The organism is Deltaproteobacteria bacterium (genome assembly GCA_016930875.1).
GTDB lineage: Bacteria > Desulfobacterota > Desulfobacteria > Desulfobacterales.
In genome coordinates this window covers 1-18468 of record JAFGFW010000028.1, presented here as the reverse complement: position 1 = coordinate 18468, position 18468 = coordinate 1, and the positions used below count along the sequence as shown (strand labels likewise).

Here is an 18468-nt window from a genome sequence, read left to right as displayed (position 1 = left end):
CTATCTGCTGAGAGAAGGCGCCAACCACTCCATCTACACAAATGGTACCAAAGTAATTCCCGTCAAACGCCACAAACAGCTTGATCGCATTACCGCCAACGAAATCTGCAAGCTAGCCGGTATACCCCCCAAATTCTGACCATCATTCCGAAAACTTTTTTGTCGCTTTGATAAAGCCTCTTAACGCAAAAGTCACCTGCCGCAAAGGGTTCCATCAAGCTGGCTAAATACTAACAAAACTCGGAACGACACAGCTATTGCGGTCAGGTGGACTGACAGGTTATATTTTTACCATCCCATTAAAATCATACAACTAGCTGCCAGCTCAGCCATCCTCATGCTGCCGTAGCCTGGACCTGCTGCTGCTTCATTTACACAAGAGAGCAATTCAATTGCAAATGGTCGTAGCGTATCAATAGAACCGCTGTTCTTAACCTTCGCCTTTATCTGAGGTCTACTAAGTGCCATATCCGCTGCGGTAGCTAACCTATTCGAATATGTGGCTGCATTCCACTCCGCAACTGAAGCACTATGAAGAGTGCCATTCTCATACCACTCACTCCCTGCATATACTACAAAAGGATTAACCAGAAAAAACAAAATTAAAGCTGGTGAGATAATTTTGTTCATACCCTTTCCTCCGGTTAAAATGTTTTTTGAAAAACCATGAAATATAACGGGCGCGAGATGAGCTGCAGGTTCGTCGTCTAATCGCACCGGAGCGAAGCGCAGAGTGTGTGTTAGACGAAGGTTCTGTCAGCTCCATTGAGGGTTAGGCGGCGCGCAGCGCCCACTGACACTCGATGGCGGAGCAGCTCGCGCCCGTTAAGCGGCGCGGATCGCCGCTTAACGTAAAGCTGAGGGGCTGGGCAACGATAACCGAAAAACTATGATAAAGGTAAAAACTATCGGTCAAATGCTGCCTATCAAAAACGGCACGGCTTTGCCCAGTCCATCTCAAGCGCCTTGTTCGGCTATATTTCGCCTTAATATGCTTTGGTCTAACTCAAGAGTATAGGACAAGATTGTATCAATATTAATTTTCTCAGATGCTTTGAGGATTTCTATACCGATAAGTTTTCCATCAGTAGTAGTATCAATATTTACTCCTTCTGTTATCTCAATGACTCCATCTGGTTCCTGATCACCTATTTTTATGTACAAAGCATCTACTTCTTCATCATAATGTACTTTCATTGACTTCTTCCTTTCTTCAACGGATAGCTTGTGATTACAGTCATCGCATTGCTTTCAACTGACACAACAATTTTTATCGGATATTCAAAACCGGGCACATTTCTGATCACCTCATGATCCCCATCGCTTAAATCCGAATCTGCCAGTATTTTCTCAACCGTTGATTCCTGTATTTTATAGAGCTTTGCTCTTCGTTTTGCATGCCGCGAAAATGTTACTACCACTTGAGATTTTCCTTTATAATGTTTTTTCGCCGAACGGGCGCGCGAGAGCAGCTCGCGCCCATTGTTAGCGCAAACTCAGTCATTTTCCTCATCATTCCAGGGATTGATAATGGACAATTTACTTGCTTGAAAGTCGTCTCCATTCCTTGTCACTAAGATGAGATTATGAGTATAGGCTGTAGCAGCAATAAGGCTAAGGCTGTCTATTGAAGACATGGACATCCCTTCTTTTTCAGGCTTTCCTTGCATTACGCCCCAATTCTCGGCAACAGTAATATCAATGGAATGAATACGATCTTGGTAATTTTCTAATAGGGTATTGAGCTAATCTGTCGATCTTTCTTTCTTCCTCGATTCAGGAAACTTGGTCAATCCTTTTCGGATTTCACGGATGGTAAGGGAACATAAAAATAATCGTTCTGATAAGATATTATTTATCCACATAATTACCCTTGAACTGGGAGCAGGTTTCACAATCTCTGATATTACACAAGTATCCAGTAAATAATTCACAGTTCGATACTCCTTGGGTAATCTTGTTGTCTTTCGATTTCAAAATTTTCGTACATTTTGGGACAGTTTAATAAAAACTCTTTGAAACTTGGTTTATTATACATAACGACATAAATAATGCCGCATCATTTGAACCCTAGAGAACGGTTCAACCCTTATAAACAAGCCTTTCTGAGAGGAGTCTGCGACAACATACGGCATTATTTTAGACGCCGTGTATAGAAACTAAAGCCTCATAATTCTTAGCTGAAAGGACAACAACCGCCTTTGCTCCTCGACGTGTTACATACTGAGGACCTATCTTCAACGCATCTTCTACAACCTTACTGAATTGTGCTTTGGCATCTTGTAATTTCCAAATTGCTTTCATAATTTCTCCTTATTATTCTTACCTAGTCAGACTTGTCTAAACACGAATAATTGTCGACACTCTTTTGAAGGATTAATGGAGGTTTTCTATTTCATGGGATAACGGGCGCGAGATGAGCCGCAGGTTTACAGTTCATTTCCTATTTTCTCGATTAGTTCGAGGAACTGCCTGCCGTATTTTCTTAACGTCACCTCGCCGACCCCGACAATGCCCAGGAGATCATCCCGAGTTTTTGGCAGTAGCCTGCTCATTTCCCGCAGGGTGCGATCCTGAAAGATGCAGTAGGCTGGCAGTCCTTCCTTTTGAGCCAGGCTGGAACGTAGCACCCTGAGCCGGTTGAAGATCTCCATTTGTGATTTCGGCGCCACGGACCCTTCAGGAGACACAGGCCTTTCGTCCGCCTCCGGCGGATGGGAGAGGAGTATCTGTTCCTTTCCTCTCATGACATCGTGACCCCGGCCGGTGAGATCCAGCACCGGATATATTTTTGCTCCCATGGAGATCCTCCGGGAAGCGATGCATCCAAGGGAGATGAGTTCCTTGATCCATTCTCGCACTTGGGTCTGCGTGTATTCTGAAAGGAGCCCATAGGTGGAGAGACGCTGCAAGTCGAACTGAAAAACCATGCGATCTTGGGAGCCCGTGAGCACCTTGCTGGCCATGGCCTGGCCGAAACGTCCTTTCAGCCTGGCAATACCGCTCAGGACCTTGACGGCTATTACGGGATCGGAGACAGGCGTTTGCGCCCCGGGCTTGTGAACGGGCTTCCGGCAGACATCGCAGGAGTTGCATCTGCCCCTCTTGAGAGCTTCACCGAAATAGCGAAGCAGAAATGCCCTGCGGCACTCCTGGCTGCCAGCGTATGCCATGACCTGATCCAGCTTTTCCAGCTCGTATGCCTTCTTGACCTGAAGGGCCTGAAAATCGATGTCCAGTTGCGGGGGCTCCGTACGCTTGATAATGCGGAGCCCACGGCCGCGAAAGGGCGGGATATAGATGGCTTCATCACGGGCGGCCATATCCGAGAGAGTTCTTCTGAAAGCGTCAATAGAAAGGCCCGCCCTTGAGGCCAGATCATTGGGGACAAACCGGACCCCTTCCATGAGTTCCCTTTCACTGTAAAGCCTGCTCAGGGCATTGATCAGGCTTTTCTTGGTTCTCGCCCTTGGTGAAAGTCCGGACAGAAGCTCTTGAGGACCCACATGAAGATAGATCTCTGCCAGCTTATCATAGCGATTGAGCCTCTGAAGGGCGCCGGCATCTTCCAGGATCTTGACGCACGAGGCCACGGCCATCTCCGAGACTTTGTTTTCGCTTATTTCGGCAATTTCGCGATAGGTGAGCCAGAGGACGTTTTCGGAGCGGTTTCTGAGCAACTCATGCACAGCAAATACGACCTCGCGGGATGGATAGCGCGCTTCGATGAAGAATTCCTGCAGCCTCCTGTCTGCGGGGCTGTAAAGAAGCAGACAGGTCGCCGGCTCTCCGTCTCGACCGGCCCGGCCGCCTTCCTGGTAGTAGGCTTCAATTGTCCCCGGAAACGAGTGATGGATCACCGTGCGGATGTCTGAGCGGTCAATGCCCATCCCAAAAGCATTTGTGGCCACTACCACATTAGAACGGCCATCCATGAAGTTCTCCTGTACCCTGGTCCTCTCAGCCTCGTCCAGTCCGGCATGGTATCCTTCTGCGCTTATGCGTTGCTGTTGGAGCTTTGTAACGATGCCCTCCACCTTTTTTCTTGTGCCGGCATAGACAATGGCAGCGCCGGAAAGGTTTGCCAGGCGTTGCCTGATAACGGCGAGCTTTGCTTTCTCATTACCGGTCTGAAGGACTTCCCAGAAAAGGTTGCGGCGGTCAAAGCCGGTGACAAATTGCCTGGGAGCCCTCAGCCTCAACTGCTCCACGATGTCAGAGCGGACCTTGTCAGTTGCAGTGGCGGTAAGGGCGATGGTTTGGGGGCGCCCGAGAAGGTCAAGGGCTTCGCTGATCCTCAAATAATCGGGTCTGAAATCATGGCCCCACTGTGAGATGCAATGTGCCTCATCCACAGCGACCATGGAGACGGCGCTCTGTTTCACTGCCTCAATGAACAGGCGATTTCTCAGTCTTTCCGGAGAGGCATAGACCAGCTTGATGCTGCCGGCGGCGATTTGCTTGAGGGCCTCTTCCTGTTTTTTCAGCCCCATCAGACTGTGAATGGCAGTTGCCGGCAGATCCAGTACGCCAAGGGTGTCCACCTGATCCTTCATAAGGGCAATGAGGGGTGAGATCACAAGCGTGATGCCTGGCCTGAGGAAGGCCGGCAGTTGGTAGCACAGGGACTTGCCGCCGCCAGTGGGCATGATCACGAGAGCGTCCTCACCGGACAGGACAGATTCCAGGATCTTGTCTTGTCCTGGTCGAAACTGCCGAAACCCGAAAACCCGCTCCATGAACGACAGGGCCCGGGCCATGGGGTGATTTTCTGATTGAGGGTTGGATGAGGGAATCATAAAGAGACTAATCGGCGAACTGCCTCAGCGTGTTTTTCTGCCGCGTCACGGTTTCTCATGACGGCTTGGCGGGCGCGCATTCCGTAAGTTTTTAAGGAATCCGGATGGGTTAGAAACCAGATAGCCTTTTCGGCCAACATGTCAGGGCTCGAGACCTCTATACCCGCTCCTGCCTCCTCCAACAGCGCCTTTGCATCCTGGAAGTCTTCCATGGAGGGGCCGTAAAAGACCACTTTGCCCCAGGCGGCCGGTTCCAGGGGATTTTGTCCGCCCAGGGGCACAAGGCTTGCCCCGCAGAATACGATGGTTCCGACACTATAGAGATTAAAGAGCTCCCCAAAAGTATTAAATATAACGATCGGCTCCGTGCGTTTTGCTGTAACGCTCTCAAGATCGCTTCGGAGCTGATAACCAAAACCCAGTCGCTTAATGATTGATCCGATGACAGGCACCCTTTCAATGTGCCTTGGTGCGATGACCAGGACTGTATCAGGGAATTTCCTAAGGATTCTTTCATAGGCATCCAGGATCATCTCCTCCTCGCCCTCACGGGTGCTCCCAGCAATAAGGACCTGGTGGAAGGCTTCAAGGTTCAAGGTCCGTTGCATTGCTGCCTTGCTTGCAGGTTTTGTAAGGGTGGCCAGAAAGTCATATTTGGCATTGCCGTTCACCATAACTCTGTCCGTATCAGCGCCTATGGACCTGATACGAAGGGCATCTTCTTCCAGAATCATGCTGAAGACATCGATGTTTTTCAAGACTTCCCGGAAAAAGGGGCGAAACTTGAGATAGATTCCAATGGATCTCGTGGAGATTCGGCCATTGATCAAGGCGGTTCTTATTCCCATCTGTCGGGCCTCGGAAAGCCATGCGGGCCAGATTTCGGTTTCCAGAAAAACCAGAACGTCCGGACGTACCCGGGAAAGCGCCTTGCGCACCGAACCAACAAAATCAACCGGCGCGTATACAACGGGAACGTCCTTTCCGAAGGTGTTTCTTGCCAATTCACGGCCGTGTTTCGTGGTGGTTGAGACAATGACAGAACAGGCCGGCATGATCCGCCTGAAGGCCTCAATAATTGGCGCTGCCACCTTGACCTCTCCCAGGGAGACTGCATGAAGCCAGATTCTGGGCGAGCCCGGAAGGTCTTGGGCAATCTCCCGGGGCAGATATCCTAAACGTTCTTTCAGATTGTCGCCGTGGCGTCCGCTGAGGCGTGTATAGATGAAAAAGGGCGGGAGACATGACACCAGCAGGCCGCTGCCCAGAAGGGTGTATGCTCCGTAGAGGATGTTGGTCATGGCCTTATCTGGACAAAGCGGCTGCCCTCCACCGTAAGAAGATAGAGGTTTTTTTGCGCGTCTCCGGTCTCGTCAAAAGAGGTAAGACCTGTCACGCCTTGGAAGTCATTGACCTCCATGAGGGCCATTTTCAGGGTGCGCCTGGATCGAACTTGGGGTTGATTGACTGCTTGAAAGAGAATCCAGGCTGCATCGTAGGCTTGAGCTTCCAGGTAGGCCGGAACTCTCCCGAAAACTTCGTCATAGTTTCTGACAAAATCCTGGACCTCGGGCGACGGGCTGTCTGCGAAAAAGCCTTCCGGCAGAATGGCTCCCTGGACATAGCCCCGAGCCATTTTTATGAGTTTGTCCGAATGCCACAGATTGGTTCCCAGCAAAAGAACGCCCGCCACGTCATGAAATAAAAGCTGGGGCGTGATAAGGCCTATCTTTTCAAAACTGTCAGGGATGAAAATGGCCTGAAAATCGATGATTGGCTGAGGTTCTTCTTGCTCTTCCTCTTCCTCCTCCTGCGGCTTTTCGTCTTGGTCGGTTGTATCATAGGTTGTGTCATCAGAGGGGTCATCAGGTTGGTCCAGGTCAGGCCAGCCGGCTTCATCCTCTTGTTGAGGCGGTAAAAACATGTCCCATGGTTCTAATTCGTCGCCCATATCTTCTTCCGGAGGTTCTTCCGGTCGGGGGTAATAGAGCCCTACCAGTCTTTTGACGGCGTCACTAAAATCGGTCTGATCGGGTGCGTACGATTCAATCCCGACTACTTCAGCGCCATTTAATATTAGTTCATCCCAGAATCGGTTCATAAAGGAGATGCCGTACCGTTCATCAGGGTATAAGATAGCGAATTTCTCAAATTTCAGGTCTTTTACTGCATAGTCCACAATGGCCTCAACCTGTAGAGACAACGTCAAGAAGTTTCGAAACACGTAATCCCCCATTTCGGTGATGTTGAATTTCTGTGTAAGGGTCATAATGGGGACTTTAAGGGCTTGGGCCCTTATGGCAGCTGACTCTGACGTGATCATGGGCCCGATGATTCCTGCCACACCGTCTTTAAGAACCAGAGTCTCAAGCGCCATCACAGCTTCATTTGGATCTCCTTTTGAATCCCTGACAAGCAATCGAACCGGGTGGACATGGGGTTGTGCGTTGAAGACATCGAGGGCAAGCTCAATGCCCGTCAGGGCGCGGTTTCCAAAGGTCCCGTAGGGTCCGGTCAAGGGGAGGATGCAACCGATCAAGAAGCGATCCACTATGGATCTTGAGTCTAATTCCTCGATGAGGGCCGTTGCAGTCTCAAGCCCGTCATGATCCGGGAATAGGCTCACAAAATCGGATAGGACCGTCATAGCAGGCTCAATGAGGTCCTCTGCTGCATATTCCTTTGCCAGTTGAAGGCGCAAATAGCCGCCGGGTATCCTGTCTCCATAAATGCCGAGGAGGAAATTCAATTCCGGTTCCTTCATGTAGGTGATGACTTCCTTCACTTTGCTCAGGATTTCCGCACGCTCTTCCTGCGAGCTGAGTTCATAGGCATCCATATAGCTTCTGATTGCTTCCTTGAACTGTCTGCCGGCGCTGTAACAGTATCCCAGGAGATTGTGAATACGAAATTCTTGGTCACGGGTCTTTGCAACATCCAGGAAAGATCTTGCGCGCTTAACGGCCAAGTTGTAGTCCCCTTCTTTGTAATGTGTGAGTATGACGTTGAATCTGGCGTCTTCCACAAAAGGGCTTTTCCGATAGCGAGAGAGGAGGCGCTGAAAAGCCTTTCGGGCCTGGGGGAAGTTACCCGCAGCCATGTAAAGCAAACCTGTTTTCATGATGGCCATGTCCACGAGGTGCCCCTTGGGAAAACGCCTGAGATAGTCCTGGTAGATAGCGAGCGCCTCTGGGTAGGCCTGTCTTTGAGAGAAGTCTTCGGCTTGTTCGAAGCGCTCCAAGGCTCGCGTGGTCTCAGGCGATGGAGGGACCCTTTCCTTTCTGGGGGCACGAAAGGGAGCACATGCCGAAAGGAAAAAAAAGCTCACCACTAAGGTTTTTAAGAGAACATTTCCGGGTTGCATAGGACGTGTGCCATTAACCGATCATGATAGAACCTATAGAAGCATACCTCCAAAAGTCTTCGCGTAGGTGCGACAGTTGTAGCAGAATGCTGTTGCTTTGTAAATGGGATAGGTGTATACAAACCGGTAACGTCAAAGTCGGTGCTAACTTGCTAATATTGGACGGTTATGGGAGTCTGAAAATCCGAAATCCGAATATCGTGCTGTTTTCAAGGCGTCAGCCGCAACCTCGAAACAATATCTAAATTCGAATATCAAATGACTAATCCACCTCCGGCGGACCAGGAGCTTATGCGGTATCTGTAAGGCTTCACCATGTTTTGAATTTTGTGTTTTGGTCATTCGTATTTGTTTCGGATTTCGTGCTTCGAATTTGTAGCATTTTGCTTTAACATATACTTTTTGTTAATTCAGGCGGTTAGTTGTTTAAATGACGTGGCCCTGGTGTATACAAAAACATGCCCGGAGGTGTGAAATGGAGGAAGACAAGGTCGGGAAGGTAAGGAAAAGGCGATGGGGCTTCCCGTGGTTTTCTTGTTAAAATAGCTTGAAGGAGGAGATGTTATGGAACAGGTAAAGGTGTTCTTGGACGAGAGGGAGATCCCGACGCAATGGTACAATGTCTTGGCAGATGTGCCCACCCCCATGAGCCCACCGCTCCATCCGGGCACAGGACAACCGGTCGGCCCTGATGATCTTGCACCGGTTTTCCCTATGAATCTTATTGAACAGGAGGTGAGCACTGAGCGCTGGATAGATATTCCTGAAGAGGTGCTGGAAAAATACCTCCTGTGGCGTCCCACACCGCTGTACCGGGCGCGGAACTTTGAAAAGCTGCTCGACGCTCCTGTGAAGATCTACTACAAGAACGAAGGTGTGAGTCCGCCGGGGTCTCACAAGCCTAACACGGCCGTTGCCCAGGCCTATTACAATAAGGTTTTTGGCGTTAAACGGCTTTCCACCGAGACCGGCGCAGGCCAGTGGGGCAGCGCCCTGAGCATGGCGTGTAAGATGTTTGGCCTGGAGTGCAGGGTGTTTATGGTCAAGGTAAGCTATGAGCAGAAGCCTTTTAGGGGGCTGATGATGAATGTGTGGGGGGCCAACTGTATTCCCAGCCCGAGCGACAAGACCGAGGCCGGGAGAAGGATTCTGGCTGAACATCCTGATTCGCCAGGCAGTTTAGGCATTGCCATCAGTGAGGCCATTGAAGACGCTGTCAGCGACAAAGACGCCCGCTATTCCCTGGGAAGCGTTTTGAATCATGTCCTTTTGCATCAGACAATCAATGGATTGGAGACGCAAAAGCAGCTTGAAAAAATCGGCGTGTATCCTGATGTGGTGATGGGCTGTACGGGCGGGGGGAGCAACTTCGCCGGGCTTTGTCTGCCCTTTGTCCGGGACAAGATCCATGGTAAGGAAATTTCCATTGTCGCTGCCGAGCCCACCTCTTGCCCGACCATGACCCGTGGCCCCTTTGCATACGATTTTGGAGATACGGCCCAAACCACACCGCTGCTGGCCATGCATACCCTCGGCCACGATTTTGTGCCCGCGCCCATCCATGCGGGCGGTCTGAGGTACCATGGCATGGCGCCTATTGTCAGTCACCTGGTCAAGGAACAGATCATTGAAGCCAGAGCGTACAATCAGATTCAGACCTTTGAGGCCGGTATAAAGTGGGCCCATACCGAGGGCTTCATATCAGCGCCTGAAACCAATCACGCCATTGCAGCGGTTGTTCAAGAGGCCGAGCGCGCCAAGGAGGAGGGAAAAGAGAAGGTGATCCTTTTCAACTGGAGTGGCCATGGGTTGGTCGATCTTGCCGCCTATGATGCCTATCTATCAGGCAAGCTTACTCAGTATGAGATGCCCGAAGAAGAAATCTCGAGAGCGCTAAAATCCATAGAGGGTTTCCCAAAGCCATAGATGTATGACGATTTGGAAATAAGATGCCCGAAGCTGGGAGGGGAGGTTACCTTCTCTTACTGTCAGAGTGAGGAAGGAGACTCCCCGTGCCCACGCATCATTGCCTGCTGGCAACCGCACATTCCTGTGGAGTCCTATCTTAAGCGTGTACTCACTGCGGCCCAGTGGGATCGCTGTTTCAACCAAAAGCCTAAAGACAAAGTGACCACCTTGATTGAGCTCATAGAAGAAGCAAAAAAACGCGTGAAGCCTGCTTGAGTCCGCATGAATGTGTGATACACGCCACCGTTTTTCTATTCCGCAGGCGATGAGATTTCGTATTTTTTCAGTTTGATTCTGAGTGTCTTGCGGTCAATGCCGAGCAACTGAGCAGCTTGGGTCTTGTTCCCCCTCACGGTGTCAAGCACCTTTATGATATGCTCCCGTTCCATTTCCTCAAGACGGATCGGTTGTGTCGCCACCATCTGTGAGAGAACAGTATTGGAATACACAAGATCGTGCGAGGTGATGGTCTTGTCCTGCGCAAATACAATCAGCCGCTCAACCGTGTTTTCCAGTTCACGTACATTTCCTGGCCAATCGTATTCTGTGAGCGCTTTCATCGCATTGCGGGAAAAGCCCTCAACTGTCTTTGACTGTTTCTGGTTGAAGACCTTCAGAAAGTGATCCACGAGCAGCGGGATATCCTCTTTGCGATCTCTAAGGGGTGGCAGATTGATGGAGACCACATTCAACCGAAAAAAGAGGTCTTCCCTGAAGTTCCCTTTGGTTATGGTCTCTTGAAGATTTCGGTTTGTGGCTGATATAATCCGAACATCAACTTTGACTACCTTGTGATTTCCTACCTTCGAGATACGCTTTTCTTCCACCGCTTTAAGAAGCTTGGCCTGGATTTCCAGATTTATGTTGGATATCTCATCAAAGAACAGGGTTCCCCCGTGGGCCATCTCGAATTTTCCCAGTTGGGTTGTATCTGCGCCTGTAAAGGCTCCTTTGACATGGCCAAAGAGTTCGCTTTCAAACAGGGTTTTTACTAATGAGCCACAATCGACCGACACAAAAGGAGATCCGCGTCGCCTGCTCAACTCGTGGAGCTTGCGTGCCACAAGGCCTTTGCCCGTGCCGCTTTCCCCTTGAAGCAACACTGTGCTGTCTGTTGGGGCCACCATGGTAATCATCTCCTTGACCTTGGCCATGGCTGGGCTTTGACTCATGATTTCAGTGTGCTTGCGTTCCTTATCGATATGTTTTTTTGTATCAATATCTTCAATGGTCAGCTGGCGCTTCCTGAGCGCCCGCTTGACCGTATTGAGCAGTTCTTCAGGAGTAAAGGGCTTGGTAATGAAGTCGAACGCCCCAAGCTTGATGGCCTGGACTGCCGTCTCAATAGAGCCGTAGCCTGAGATCATGACAACAATGGCTTCAGGGTCGATGTCCTTGATCTTGGCCAGAATGAATAGCCCGTCTTCGTTGGGCATGTTCAGATCAAGCAAGATAAGATCAAATGACGATTTTTCGAGCAACCCCAGGCCTTCTTGGCCGCTTTTCGCCAGCGTAGTACTGTGACCCTGTTTGGTGAGGGTCTGATGACAGGCATCCCGCATGAATGCGTCATCGTCAACCACCAAGATTTTGTAACTGGCCTTCATAGACTTACTTCCGATGGCAAGAAGATGGTGAATACAGAACCCTGTCCCTTGGCACTATCCACCGTCATGGTCCCACCATGTTGTTCCACGATACCATGGCAGATAGAAAGGCCCAAACCCGTGCCCTTGCCCTTTTCCTTAGTCGTGAAAAAAGGTTCAAAAACCCTGTCAATGTGTTTGTCGTCTATGCCACTGCCTGTGTCCGAACATTCGATTCGGACTTGATTTGAATCAAAGCCAAACCCCGTGCGGAGGGTCAGGACTCCGGTCCCGTCCATGGATTGTGCTGCGTTGATAATGAGGTTAATAAAGACTTGTTCGAGCTTGTTTTCATCGCCTGCCACCTTGGGAAGGGCTGGATCAAGGCGCATCTCAATAGAAATACCTCTTAAGAGCACATGATCTTCCAGGAACCCTATCACATTACGCAGAATTCTGTTGACCTGAACCATCTTTGGATGAGGGCTTTCCTGGTGCGCAAAATCGAGCAGCCCCTGGACAATCATCTTACATCGATGTGCCAGTTTGTTTATTTTGATGACGTTTTCCATGTGCGGATCATTATCAGGCAGATCTTCCATCAGTAGATGACTGTACATGAGGATACCACCAAGGGGGGTATTCAGTTCATGTGCGATCTCGCTGGCCAGCCTGCCTGTGGCCTTCAGGCGTTCGGCAGAAAGAAGTTTCTGATCCATTTCAGACAGTTTCATTTCAGTTCAGGAAACCTGGTCCCTTGGGCCAAGTCACAGGGTTCTGCCATACTTGGTTCCATCGAAATGCCAAAAGTGCCTAAATGTTTGAAATGCCAAAAGTGCCAAAAATGCCAAAAGTGCCAAAAGTTAAGAACAGAACGTGCAACCGCAATTTTGATGGTTTCGTAAAAAGTCAAAAAACGTCCTTTTTTGTCATTCCGGCGAGAGCCGGAATCCAGTGTTTTCAGAAACTTATCACTGACCTGGACCCCGGCTTTCGCCGGGGTGACGACTTTTTGCGAGTGCATCAATTTTTTACTCCGCCGGCGGATTAGGCATTCAAGGCATTTTTTTCTCAGACATTCGTAAGATGGCGAAACGCCCGGCCCCCTTCAAAGGGGCAGATCAAAGCCACGTCCTCTGGGCGTGGACATTTACTGCTCAGGACACGCCGGCGATCCTGACGAGTTGCCTCAAGGACATGATGCCATTGTTATTCAATATATTGATAAAACGTTGAAAAAGCAAGGCTGTTGACAGGGCGTCGCCAAAGGCGCTGTGACGATCCTGAGCAGTGATGCCAAAGTGCGCGGCAACGGCGTCAAAGCGCGTATCATGGGCGTCTTTGGAAAGAATGAGTTCTGTTTCCTCCATGCCCCTAATCCAGGCAGCGGCCAGGGCAGTATCAAGGATACGGTTTTGGATAGGGAATCCGAAGCACCCCACCATAGCATGGTTGAGGAATTTCATGTCAAAACCCGCATGGTGGGCAACCAGCACGGCCGTATCCACAAACTTCAGAAACTTCAAGAGGATCTCCGAGACGTGCGGCCGAGCCGTTGCAACACCGGGCGTAATGTTGTGGACAAAGATGGAAGAGGGCGGAATGGGCCGTTCTGGGTCTATGAGTTCGTAGAAGGCATTTCCTAAATGGACCCTCGCTTTTGCTATCTTGACGGCCCCGATGGAAAGAAGTCGGTCACCCTTTTCGAGATGAAGGCCGGTTGTCTCCGTATCAAAGATGACAAATGACGTCTTTGCGATGAGCGCCTCGGGCTGGTATGCCCCCCTGACTTCCAGTTGTCTGCCCAGAGCAGGGGGCATGTCCTTTCGGCCAGTATGCCGAGCGTAGAGCTTTTGCAGGTTACCGGTCTTGAAAAAGCCAAACATGATTTTTGCTACATGCTTTGCGGGAAGTGGGCCTTCAGTTCGCCTTGCAGATCTCGAATTACATGGAATGCCTCGATGAGGGATTTTCCCTGGAGTTTCGAGAGGGTTCTCGGATTGATATAGTCGCTCGGTTCTATTTCATGGTCCTTTTGGGTCATGTGGTGATTCATCCTCAGCAGTACAATGAAATTAAAGGCTTCCTTGATATCTTCGGCCATATCATCGGGGAGAAGATTCTTGCGACGGGCAAGCTCCAATCTGTTCAGGGTGTTGGTGGCATTGATCTGTCCACTCAAGCTGAGCACGCGAATAGCATCCACCAGAGGAACAAGGCCGCTCATCTTCAGATTAAGCTCATCCTTGTGGGCACCGGTTTTCTCGACGACAAGGGCTCTGAGGAAGCCGAGAGGCGGACCATTGTACAAGGCGTTGGTGGTGAGGTGCCTTAGGAAGGCTCGACTATTTTCAACGTTGCGATTCAAGAAAGTCCGGAGCCTTTGGGCCAGTACTGCGGCACCTGCCAGGTGACGGAAATCAAAAAAAATGGTGCAGTTTCTCAGGTCTTCAGGAGATGCCTGGTTAATCCAGCTTGAAAAGTAGTTTTTCCAAACCGTTTCCGGTTGGCACCATTGTGGGTTGCTGGCCATAACGCCGCCTTTGCACCTGGGAAAGCCACAGCTTTCCAGGCCGGAAACGACCCCTTGGGCCAAACGGAGGAAGTATTCCTGCACGGCTTGATTTGATGCGGGCTCGGGATCCGAATAGATGACGGCATTGTCCTGATCTGTTCGCAATGTCTGTTCCTTGCGGCCTTCACTGCCCAAGGCGAGCCAGCAATAAGAAACAGGAGGAGGCCCCCAACCTTCTTCACGAAGGGATGCCTCTGTCAAACCGATGATTTTTCGTGTGAGGCGGTCGTTGCACTCGGAAATAAAGGTTGTCACGTCTTTGGCTGATACACCGGAGTTGAGAAGGCTTCTTACCATACGGTCCATTGCATCGACCAACCCCGCTATCCCTTGAATAGTCGTCTGCTTTTCAATGTCATTGATTACAGCCAGGGGATTGGATCCTTGAAGCACGATAAGGTCGTGTTGCGAGATGACACCTTGGAGCATCTCTCCCTGGACAACACATATGTGATGACAGTTGAAACGGGCCATCTTGAGAAGAGCGCTAAAGCACGGGTCCCCGGGAAGCACGGAGAGGACCGGCGCACTCATAACCGTCCTGACTGGTTCAGAACTTCCCTTTCCTGCTGCAAGGATACGATTGGTCATATCGCTTTTGGTCACAATTCCGAGGGGGCGATTTCGAGCATCAACCACAGCCACAGAGCCAACCCCGTTTTCGGCCATTAATTTAGCCGCAAAGGCGACTTCATGATAGGGAGAACAGGTCACCGGTTTTCGCTTGACCAGGTCCCCGGCGGTAACCGTAAACAGGTAGCCATCGTATTTGAAGATCACGGTGTCTGGTTGTCCGCGGGGGGCAAAAATACCAGTCTGGGCCTTTTTCAGCCGGTATGCAAGTTTGGATACGCGGATGGCAAAGTTCTCGTGAAACCCCACATGGTTTTGCATCAACTCGTCAAAGACATCCTTTGGGAGTAGATAGCAGATCGTGTCTTCATAGGTCCGGACATTAAAGGCAGGACCGGTTTCGTTAATCAAGGAGGCGCTTCCGAAGAATTCTCCCTCGGCTCGGTAGTCCAAGAGGATATCCACGCCGTCTTTTCGGGCGGTTTTTTCCACGGCGCCGGTCTGTATGATATAGAGATAGTCGCTGGGGGGTCCGTCCTGTTCAAGGATCAGGGTTTCTTTTGGGAAATAGTCGATTAATATCTTGCGGGGGAGTTCCTTTAGGACATCTTGGGGAAGCTCGTTAAAAGGCACTATCCCACGGAAGAAGTCGATAATCTTGTTGTAAGGGATTTCAACCATTGTTGGCCTCTACCGGGAGAGTTCGCATTCTGCCGGTAAGATTCGTTCTTAACAACGATTTGGAGACTATCATGAAAGGGCGCCTTTTTTCAAGGCTAAGGGCTCGCTCAAAAACAACTTCACATTTTGATGCGCCGATCCATCCCGCCTGGCTGCGTTGCTCGTCGGTTGAATAGCTTGCTATTCGCCCTTCTCGCGTCTTGCCATGCGTGCGCCTCGACTCCTGAAAATGCAAACTTGTTTCTTCGCGAACCCTAAGAAAACCATGAAATGGGAGATCTGTTGTTGGTGACGTAATGTTCCGAGAGGTGGGCATCGGCCTTCAAGAGGCCGGCAGATAACGGGGGGGACTGCAATAACCGGTTTTTCAATTTCTACTTTGCGTTTGGTTCCAGGGTGTTCTCCAAGAATTCGGCCCTGTCTCTTACATCGGGCATCTTGGGTTTATTGTGGAGAAACCTTTCCATGAAACCAGGCCCTTTCCCAACCTCAGGATCAAGGGCTATGGCCTTTTGGTAGTCGGAAAGGGCTTGTCGTTGTTTTTTTAGATGATCGTAAGCAATGCCGCGATTTGCGTAAGCAATAGCCATGGTTTGGTCTTTCCGGATCGCCTCTGTGAAATCAACAATGGCTTGATCGTAGCGCTTAAGGTGGAGATAGGCAATGCCCCGGTTCAAATAACCCTCGAATTTGTCAGGTTTTTTGGAGATCGCCTCTGAAAAAAGAGCGGCCGCCTCTTGGTACTTTTCTTTTTTTATGAACCGATTGCCGTCAAGCAGGATGGCCCGATAGACCTTTTCTTCCCGGTCTATCGGGCTGTCATCTTGCTTGTTGCACCCCAGGCAGAGGCCGAGAACCACTGCCAGGGCGATGAACCTGAAAGTCGTTATCATTGGCTTATGCTGTTTGCGCGACTACCTTTCCTTCGGGCACCCTTACGTCCCCGATATCCTCAGCCAGCACCTCAATTTCGCCCGTGATGTGCGTGGACATCTCAAGTTTGAAGGCCAGGAAGTACATCATGTAGCAGCCCAGGGCCCACCAGATGAGCTGCCAGATCCATATCGACGGCATCCCCAAAAACCACGTTTCAGGCGCTGTGGGGCTGCCAAAGATGGTGTTTCCGATGACGGCAAAGGGGCCGATGGCAAACATGAACCATACAATGGTGATGATCCAGCCAAATGGCTTCAGGTGCTTTTTTGCCCGAGGAACGCCGGCATGTTCTCTCAGGAATTTGTGAAATTCGAACCGCCGGGCAAATTCTTTCCTGTCCGGCTGCGTAAACGCACTCACCAGCACGGCAAGGGCAAGATTGAAAATGATCCCCCAGCCAGCGCTATGGATGGTCAAGGGGTATGCGCCCCAGGGTAGCCCGAACTTAAACTGATAGGTCACTGTCACTGCAACCAGGCCCGCAATGAGCCCGGTCACGATCCCCGCTCTTGTAAACCACGGCACATACAAGATAGCAATCAGGGCCGGCCACATCTGAAATCCATAAGAAACAGCCAGTCCTCCTAAAAGGACCAGGGCATCCGTTGAGGTGACAGCCACGATCAGCGCTGCTCCCACCACAGCCAGGACCAGCAGACGCCCGAAGAACTTCTGCTGTTTGTGGGTAGCGTCTTTGTTCAGGAAGTTCTTGTATACGTCGCGGGTCAACATCCCGGCTGCCGTGGACATGTAGGCAGCCCCTGTGGACTGCATGGCAGCAAGGGCGCACACGGCCAGGAGCCCGGTGAGCCATGGGACGTGGTTGCCCATAAGGTGGATCAGCCAAGGCACCAAGCTCCCCTGCTTTCCGCCGGCTAATGACGGGATGATATCGGCGTCCATCAGGGCATGTGCACCCATCCCCTGGATGGCCGTAAAGGTCATGAGGATGGCGCCGATGCCGATGGAAGATGCGACCACTTGCTGAAGCGGAAACGGTTTTGGGTTTTTGTTGGAGAATGCCCACATGGAAAATGCGGGGGCCGATTGGATCCCCATAAGGGCAAACATATAGGTCAGGACCATGGTTCCTGTCCAGACGCCGCCTACCGATTTAGCCGCGGCCGGCACCCACTGAATTACCCCCGGGATAGCAATATAATGGCTATAGCCGTCAGGGGTGACTTTCTTGTCAGCGAGCACGATCTTTGCTATTCCCGCACTAAGGCCGTCCCAGCCGCCGCAAAAAACCAGGGTGATGACGCCCAGGGAAATGATCCCGAAGGCCAGCAGGATGCACTGGGCCGTATCCACGTAGGCCACCGATCGCAGCCCCCCAAGGGCCACGTAGATTGTGACCACAGAGGCCAAAAGAATCATGCCCAGGTTGACCGAGAACATGCCATCGGTCAGGACGTTAAAAAGATACCCCGAAGCCCTCAGTTGCACGCCCAGGTAAGGGACGCTGAAAAAAAGCGCCACAATCACGGTGAGGATGCGCATGGTATCGCTCTTGAAATACGTGGAGAACATCTCTCCAGGCGTGACGAAGCCATATTTCTTCCCAAGGAGCCACTGGCGCTTTAGAAACAGGACACCTGTAAAGGGAATGGTGATGGCATAAAATGAGGCGTACGCGTAAGGGAAACCGTCTCGCCAGACCAGGGCCGGGTGTCCCACGAAGGTCCATCCGCTAAAGGATGTGGCCGTGGCTGCCAGGACAAAGACCCAGATACTGATTTGCCGTCCGGCAATGAAATAATCCGATGCAGTCTTGGCCCGTAATGCCCCTTTGACCCCCCATGTGATACAGTATGCCCAGTAGGCCAAAACAAATGCGAACAGCCAATAGACGCTTGCATTCATAGTTTTTCCTCCTTCTTAACGTGTTACGGGTTAATCATCAAGAGTTGACAGATCGCCTTCTTTTAATCCTAATTCCCTGGCCTTAAGGACCCGGCGCATGATCTTGCCGCTCCTGGTCTT

The 18468-nt window shown here is 50.8% G+C and carries 16 protein-coding genes; 2 read left to right on the top strand and 14 right to left on the bottom strand.

Annotation, left to right across the window (positions count from 1 at the left end):
* Positions 1–288: 288 nt before the first annotated feature.
* The 8 genes from JW883_03055 to JW883_03020 form a co-directional block, all read right to left on the bottom strand.
* Positions 289–630, bottom strand: coding sequence for a hypothetical protein (locus JW883_03055; GenBank protein ID MBN1841245.1), 342 nt, complete (start codon positions 628–630; stop codon positions 289–291).
* Between the two features lie 327 nt (positions 631–957).
* Positions 958–1197: a DUF2283 domain-containing protein gene (locus JW883_03050; protein MBN1841244.1), complete on the bottom strand. Its 240-nt coding sequence runs from the start codon at positions 1195–1197 to the stop codon at positions 958–960.
* Positions 1194–1421, bottom strand: a complete 228-nt coding sequence (locus JW883_03045; protein MBN1841243.1) for a DUF4258 domain-containing protein — start codon at positions 1419–1421, stop codon at positions 1194–1196. Before JW883_03045 ends, JW883_03050 begins: the two co-directional genes overlap by 4 nt.
* Positions 1422–1496: 75 nt before the next feature.
* Positions 1497–1637 carry a hypothetical protein gene (locus JW883_03040; protein ID MBN1841242.1) on the bottom strand — a complete coding sequence of 47 codons (141 nt, stop codon included), beginning with the start codon at positions 1635–1637 and terminating at the stop codon, positions 1497–1499.
* A 502-nt stretch (positions 1638–2139) separates the two neighbouring features.
* Positions 2140–2304 carry a type II toxin-antitoxin system Phd/YefM family antitoxin gene (locus JW883_03035; protein ID MBN1841241.1) on the bottom strand — a complete coding sequence of 55 codons (165 nt, stop codon included), beginning with the start codon at positions 2302–2304 and terminating at the stop codon, positions 2140–2142.
* Positions 2305–2429: 125 nt separating this feature from the next.
* Positions 2430–4760, bottom strand: coding sequence for a RecQ family ATP-dependent DNA helicase (locus tag JW883_03030; protein ID MBN1841240.1), 2331 nt, complete (start codon positions 4758–4760; stop codon positions 2430–2432).
* 35 nt (positions 4761–4795) lie between these two features.
* Positions 4796–6100, bottom strand: coding sequence for a 3-deoxy-D-manno-octulosonic acid transferase (locus JW883_03025; protein MBN1841239.1), 1305 nt, complete (start codon positions 6098–6100; stop codon positions 4796–4798).
* Positions 6097–8163 (bottom strand): ABC transporter substrate-binding protein, encoded by a 2067-nt coding sequence (locus JW883_03020; GenBank protein ID MBN1841238.1) that lies wholly within the window; start codon positions 8161–8163, stop codon positions 6097–6099. The genes JW883_03025 and JW883_03020 overlap by 4 nt, the downstream gene beginning before the upstream one ends.
* Positions 8164–8727: 564 nt before the next feature.
* On the opposite strand from JW883_03020, the gene JW883_03015 reads away from it, so the two are divergent.
* Positions 8728–10089, top strand: coding sequence for a TrpB-like pyridoxal phosphate-dependent enzyme (locus JW883_03015; GenBank protein ID MBN1841237.1), 1362 nt, complete (start codon positions 8728–8730; stop codon positions 10087–10089).
* Entirely contained in the window at positions 10090–10347 is a 258-nt protein-coding gene (locus JW883_03010) for a hypothetical protein (GenBank protein MBN1841236.1), read from the top strand.
* Positions 10348–10382: 35 nt separating this feature from the next.
* On the opposite strand, the gene JW883_03005 is transcribed toward JW883_03010, so the two are convergent.
* From JW883_03005 to JW883_02980, 6 genes are all read right to left on the bottom strand, one after another.
* On the bottom strand, positions 10383–11738 hold the full coding sequence (locus JW883_03005; protein ID MBN1841235.1) for a sigma-54-dependent Fis family transcriptional regulator: 1356 nt from the start codon (positions 11736–11738) through the stop codon (positions 10383–10385).
* A complete protein-coding gene (locus tag JW883_03000; GenBank protein MBN1841234.1) occupies positions 11735–12436 on the bottom strand; it encodes a HAMP domain-containing histidine kinase in 702 nt (233 codons plus the stop codon). The genes JW883_03005 and JW883_03000 overlap by 4 nt, the downstream gene beginning before the upstream one ends.
* 438 nt (positions 12437–12874) lie before the next feature.
* Positions 12875–13603, bottom strand: a complete 729-nt coding sequence (locus JW883_02995) for a 3'-5' exonuclease (GenBank protein MBN1841233.1) — start codon at positions 13601–13603, stop codon at positions 12875–12877.
* Positions 13604–13611: 8 nt separating this feature from the next.
* Positions 13612–15546 carry a cyclic nucleotide-binding/CBS domain-containing protein gene (locus JW883_02990; protein MBN1841232.1) on the bottom strand — a complete coding sequence of 645 codons (1935 nt, stop codon included), beginning with the start codon at positions 15544–15546 and terminating at the stop codon, positions 13612–13614.
* A 374-nt stretch (positions 15547–15920) separates the two neighbouring features.
* A complete protein-coding gene (locus tag JW883_02985) occupies positions 15921–16439 on the bottom strand; it encodes a tetratricopeptide repeat protein (protein MBN1841231.1) in 519 nt (172 codons plus the stop codon).
* A 4-nt stretch (positions 16440–16443) separates the two neighbouring features.
* Positions 16444–18348, bottom strand: coding sequence for a sodium:solute symporter family protein (locus JW883_02980; protein MBN1841230.1), 1905 nt, complete (start codon positions 18346–18348; stop codon positions 16444–16446).
* Positions 18349–18468: the final 120 nt, after the last annotated feature.

Coding starts and splice junctions, on each gene's coding strand:
- JW883_03050 (MBN1841244.1), bottom strand. CDS start 1,197: ATGAAAGTACATTATGATGAAGAAGTAGATGCTTTGTACATAAAAATA.
- JW883_02980 (MBN1841230.1), bottom strand. CDS start 18,348: ATGAATGCAAGCGTCTATTGGCTGTTCGCATTTGTTTTGGCCTACTGG.
- JW883_03025 (MBN1841239.1), bottom strand. CDS start 6,100: ATGACCAACATCCTCTACGGAGCATACACCCTTCTGGGCAGCGGCCTG.
- JW883_03000 (MBN1841234.1), bottom strand. CDS start 12,436: ATGGATCAGAAACTTCTTTCTGCCGAACGCCTGAAGGCCACAGGCAGG.
- JW883_02995 (MBN1841233.1), bottom strand. CDS start 13,603: ATGTTTGGCTTTTTCAAGACCGGTAACCTGCAAAAGCTCTACGCTCGG.
- JW883_02990 (MBN1841232.1), bottom strand. CDS start 15,546: ATGGTTGAAATCCCTTACAACAAGATTATCGACTTCTTCCGTGGGATA.
- JW883_03055 (MBN1841245.1), bottom strand. CDS start 630: ATGAACAAAATTATCTCACCAGCTTTAATTTTGTTTTTTCTGGTTAAT.
- JW883_03030 (MBN1841240.1), bottom strand. CDS start 4,760: ATGGCCCGGGCCCTGTCGTTCATGGAGCGGGTTTTCGGGTTTCGGCAG.
- JW883_03035 (MBN1841241.1), bottom strand. CDS start 2,304: ATGAAAGCAATTTGGAAATTACAAGATGCCAAAGCACAATTCAGTAAG.
- JW883_02985 (MBN1841231.1), bottom strand. CDS start 16,439: ATGATAACGACTTTCAGGTTCATCGCCCTGGCAGTGGTTCTCGGCCTC.
- JW883_03010 (MBN1841236.1), top strand. CDS start 10,090: ATGTATGACGATTTGGAAATAAGATGCCCGAAGCTGGGAGGGGAGGTT.
- JW883_03015 (MBN1841237.1), top strand. CDS start 8,728: ATGGAACAGGTAAAGGTGTTCTTGGACGAGAGGGAGATCCCGACGCAA.
- JW883_03020 (MBN1841238.1), bottom strand. CDS start 8,163: ATGCAACCCGGAAATGTTCTCTTAAAAACCTTAGTGGTGAGCTTTTTT.
- JW883_03005 (MBN1841235.1), bottom strand. CDS start 11,738: ATGAAGGCCAGTTACAAAATCTTGGTGGTTGACGATGACGCATTCATG.
- JW883_03040 (MBN1841242.1), bottom strand. CDS start 1,637: ATGTCTTCAATAGACAGCCTTAGCCTTATTGCTGCTACAGCCTATACT.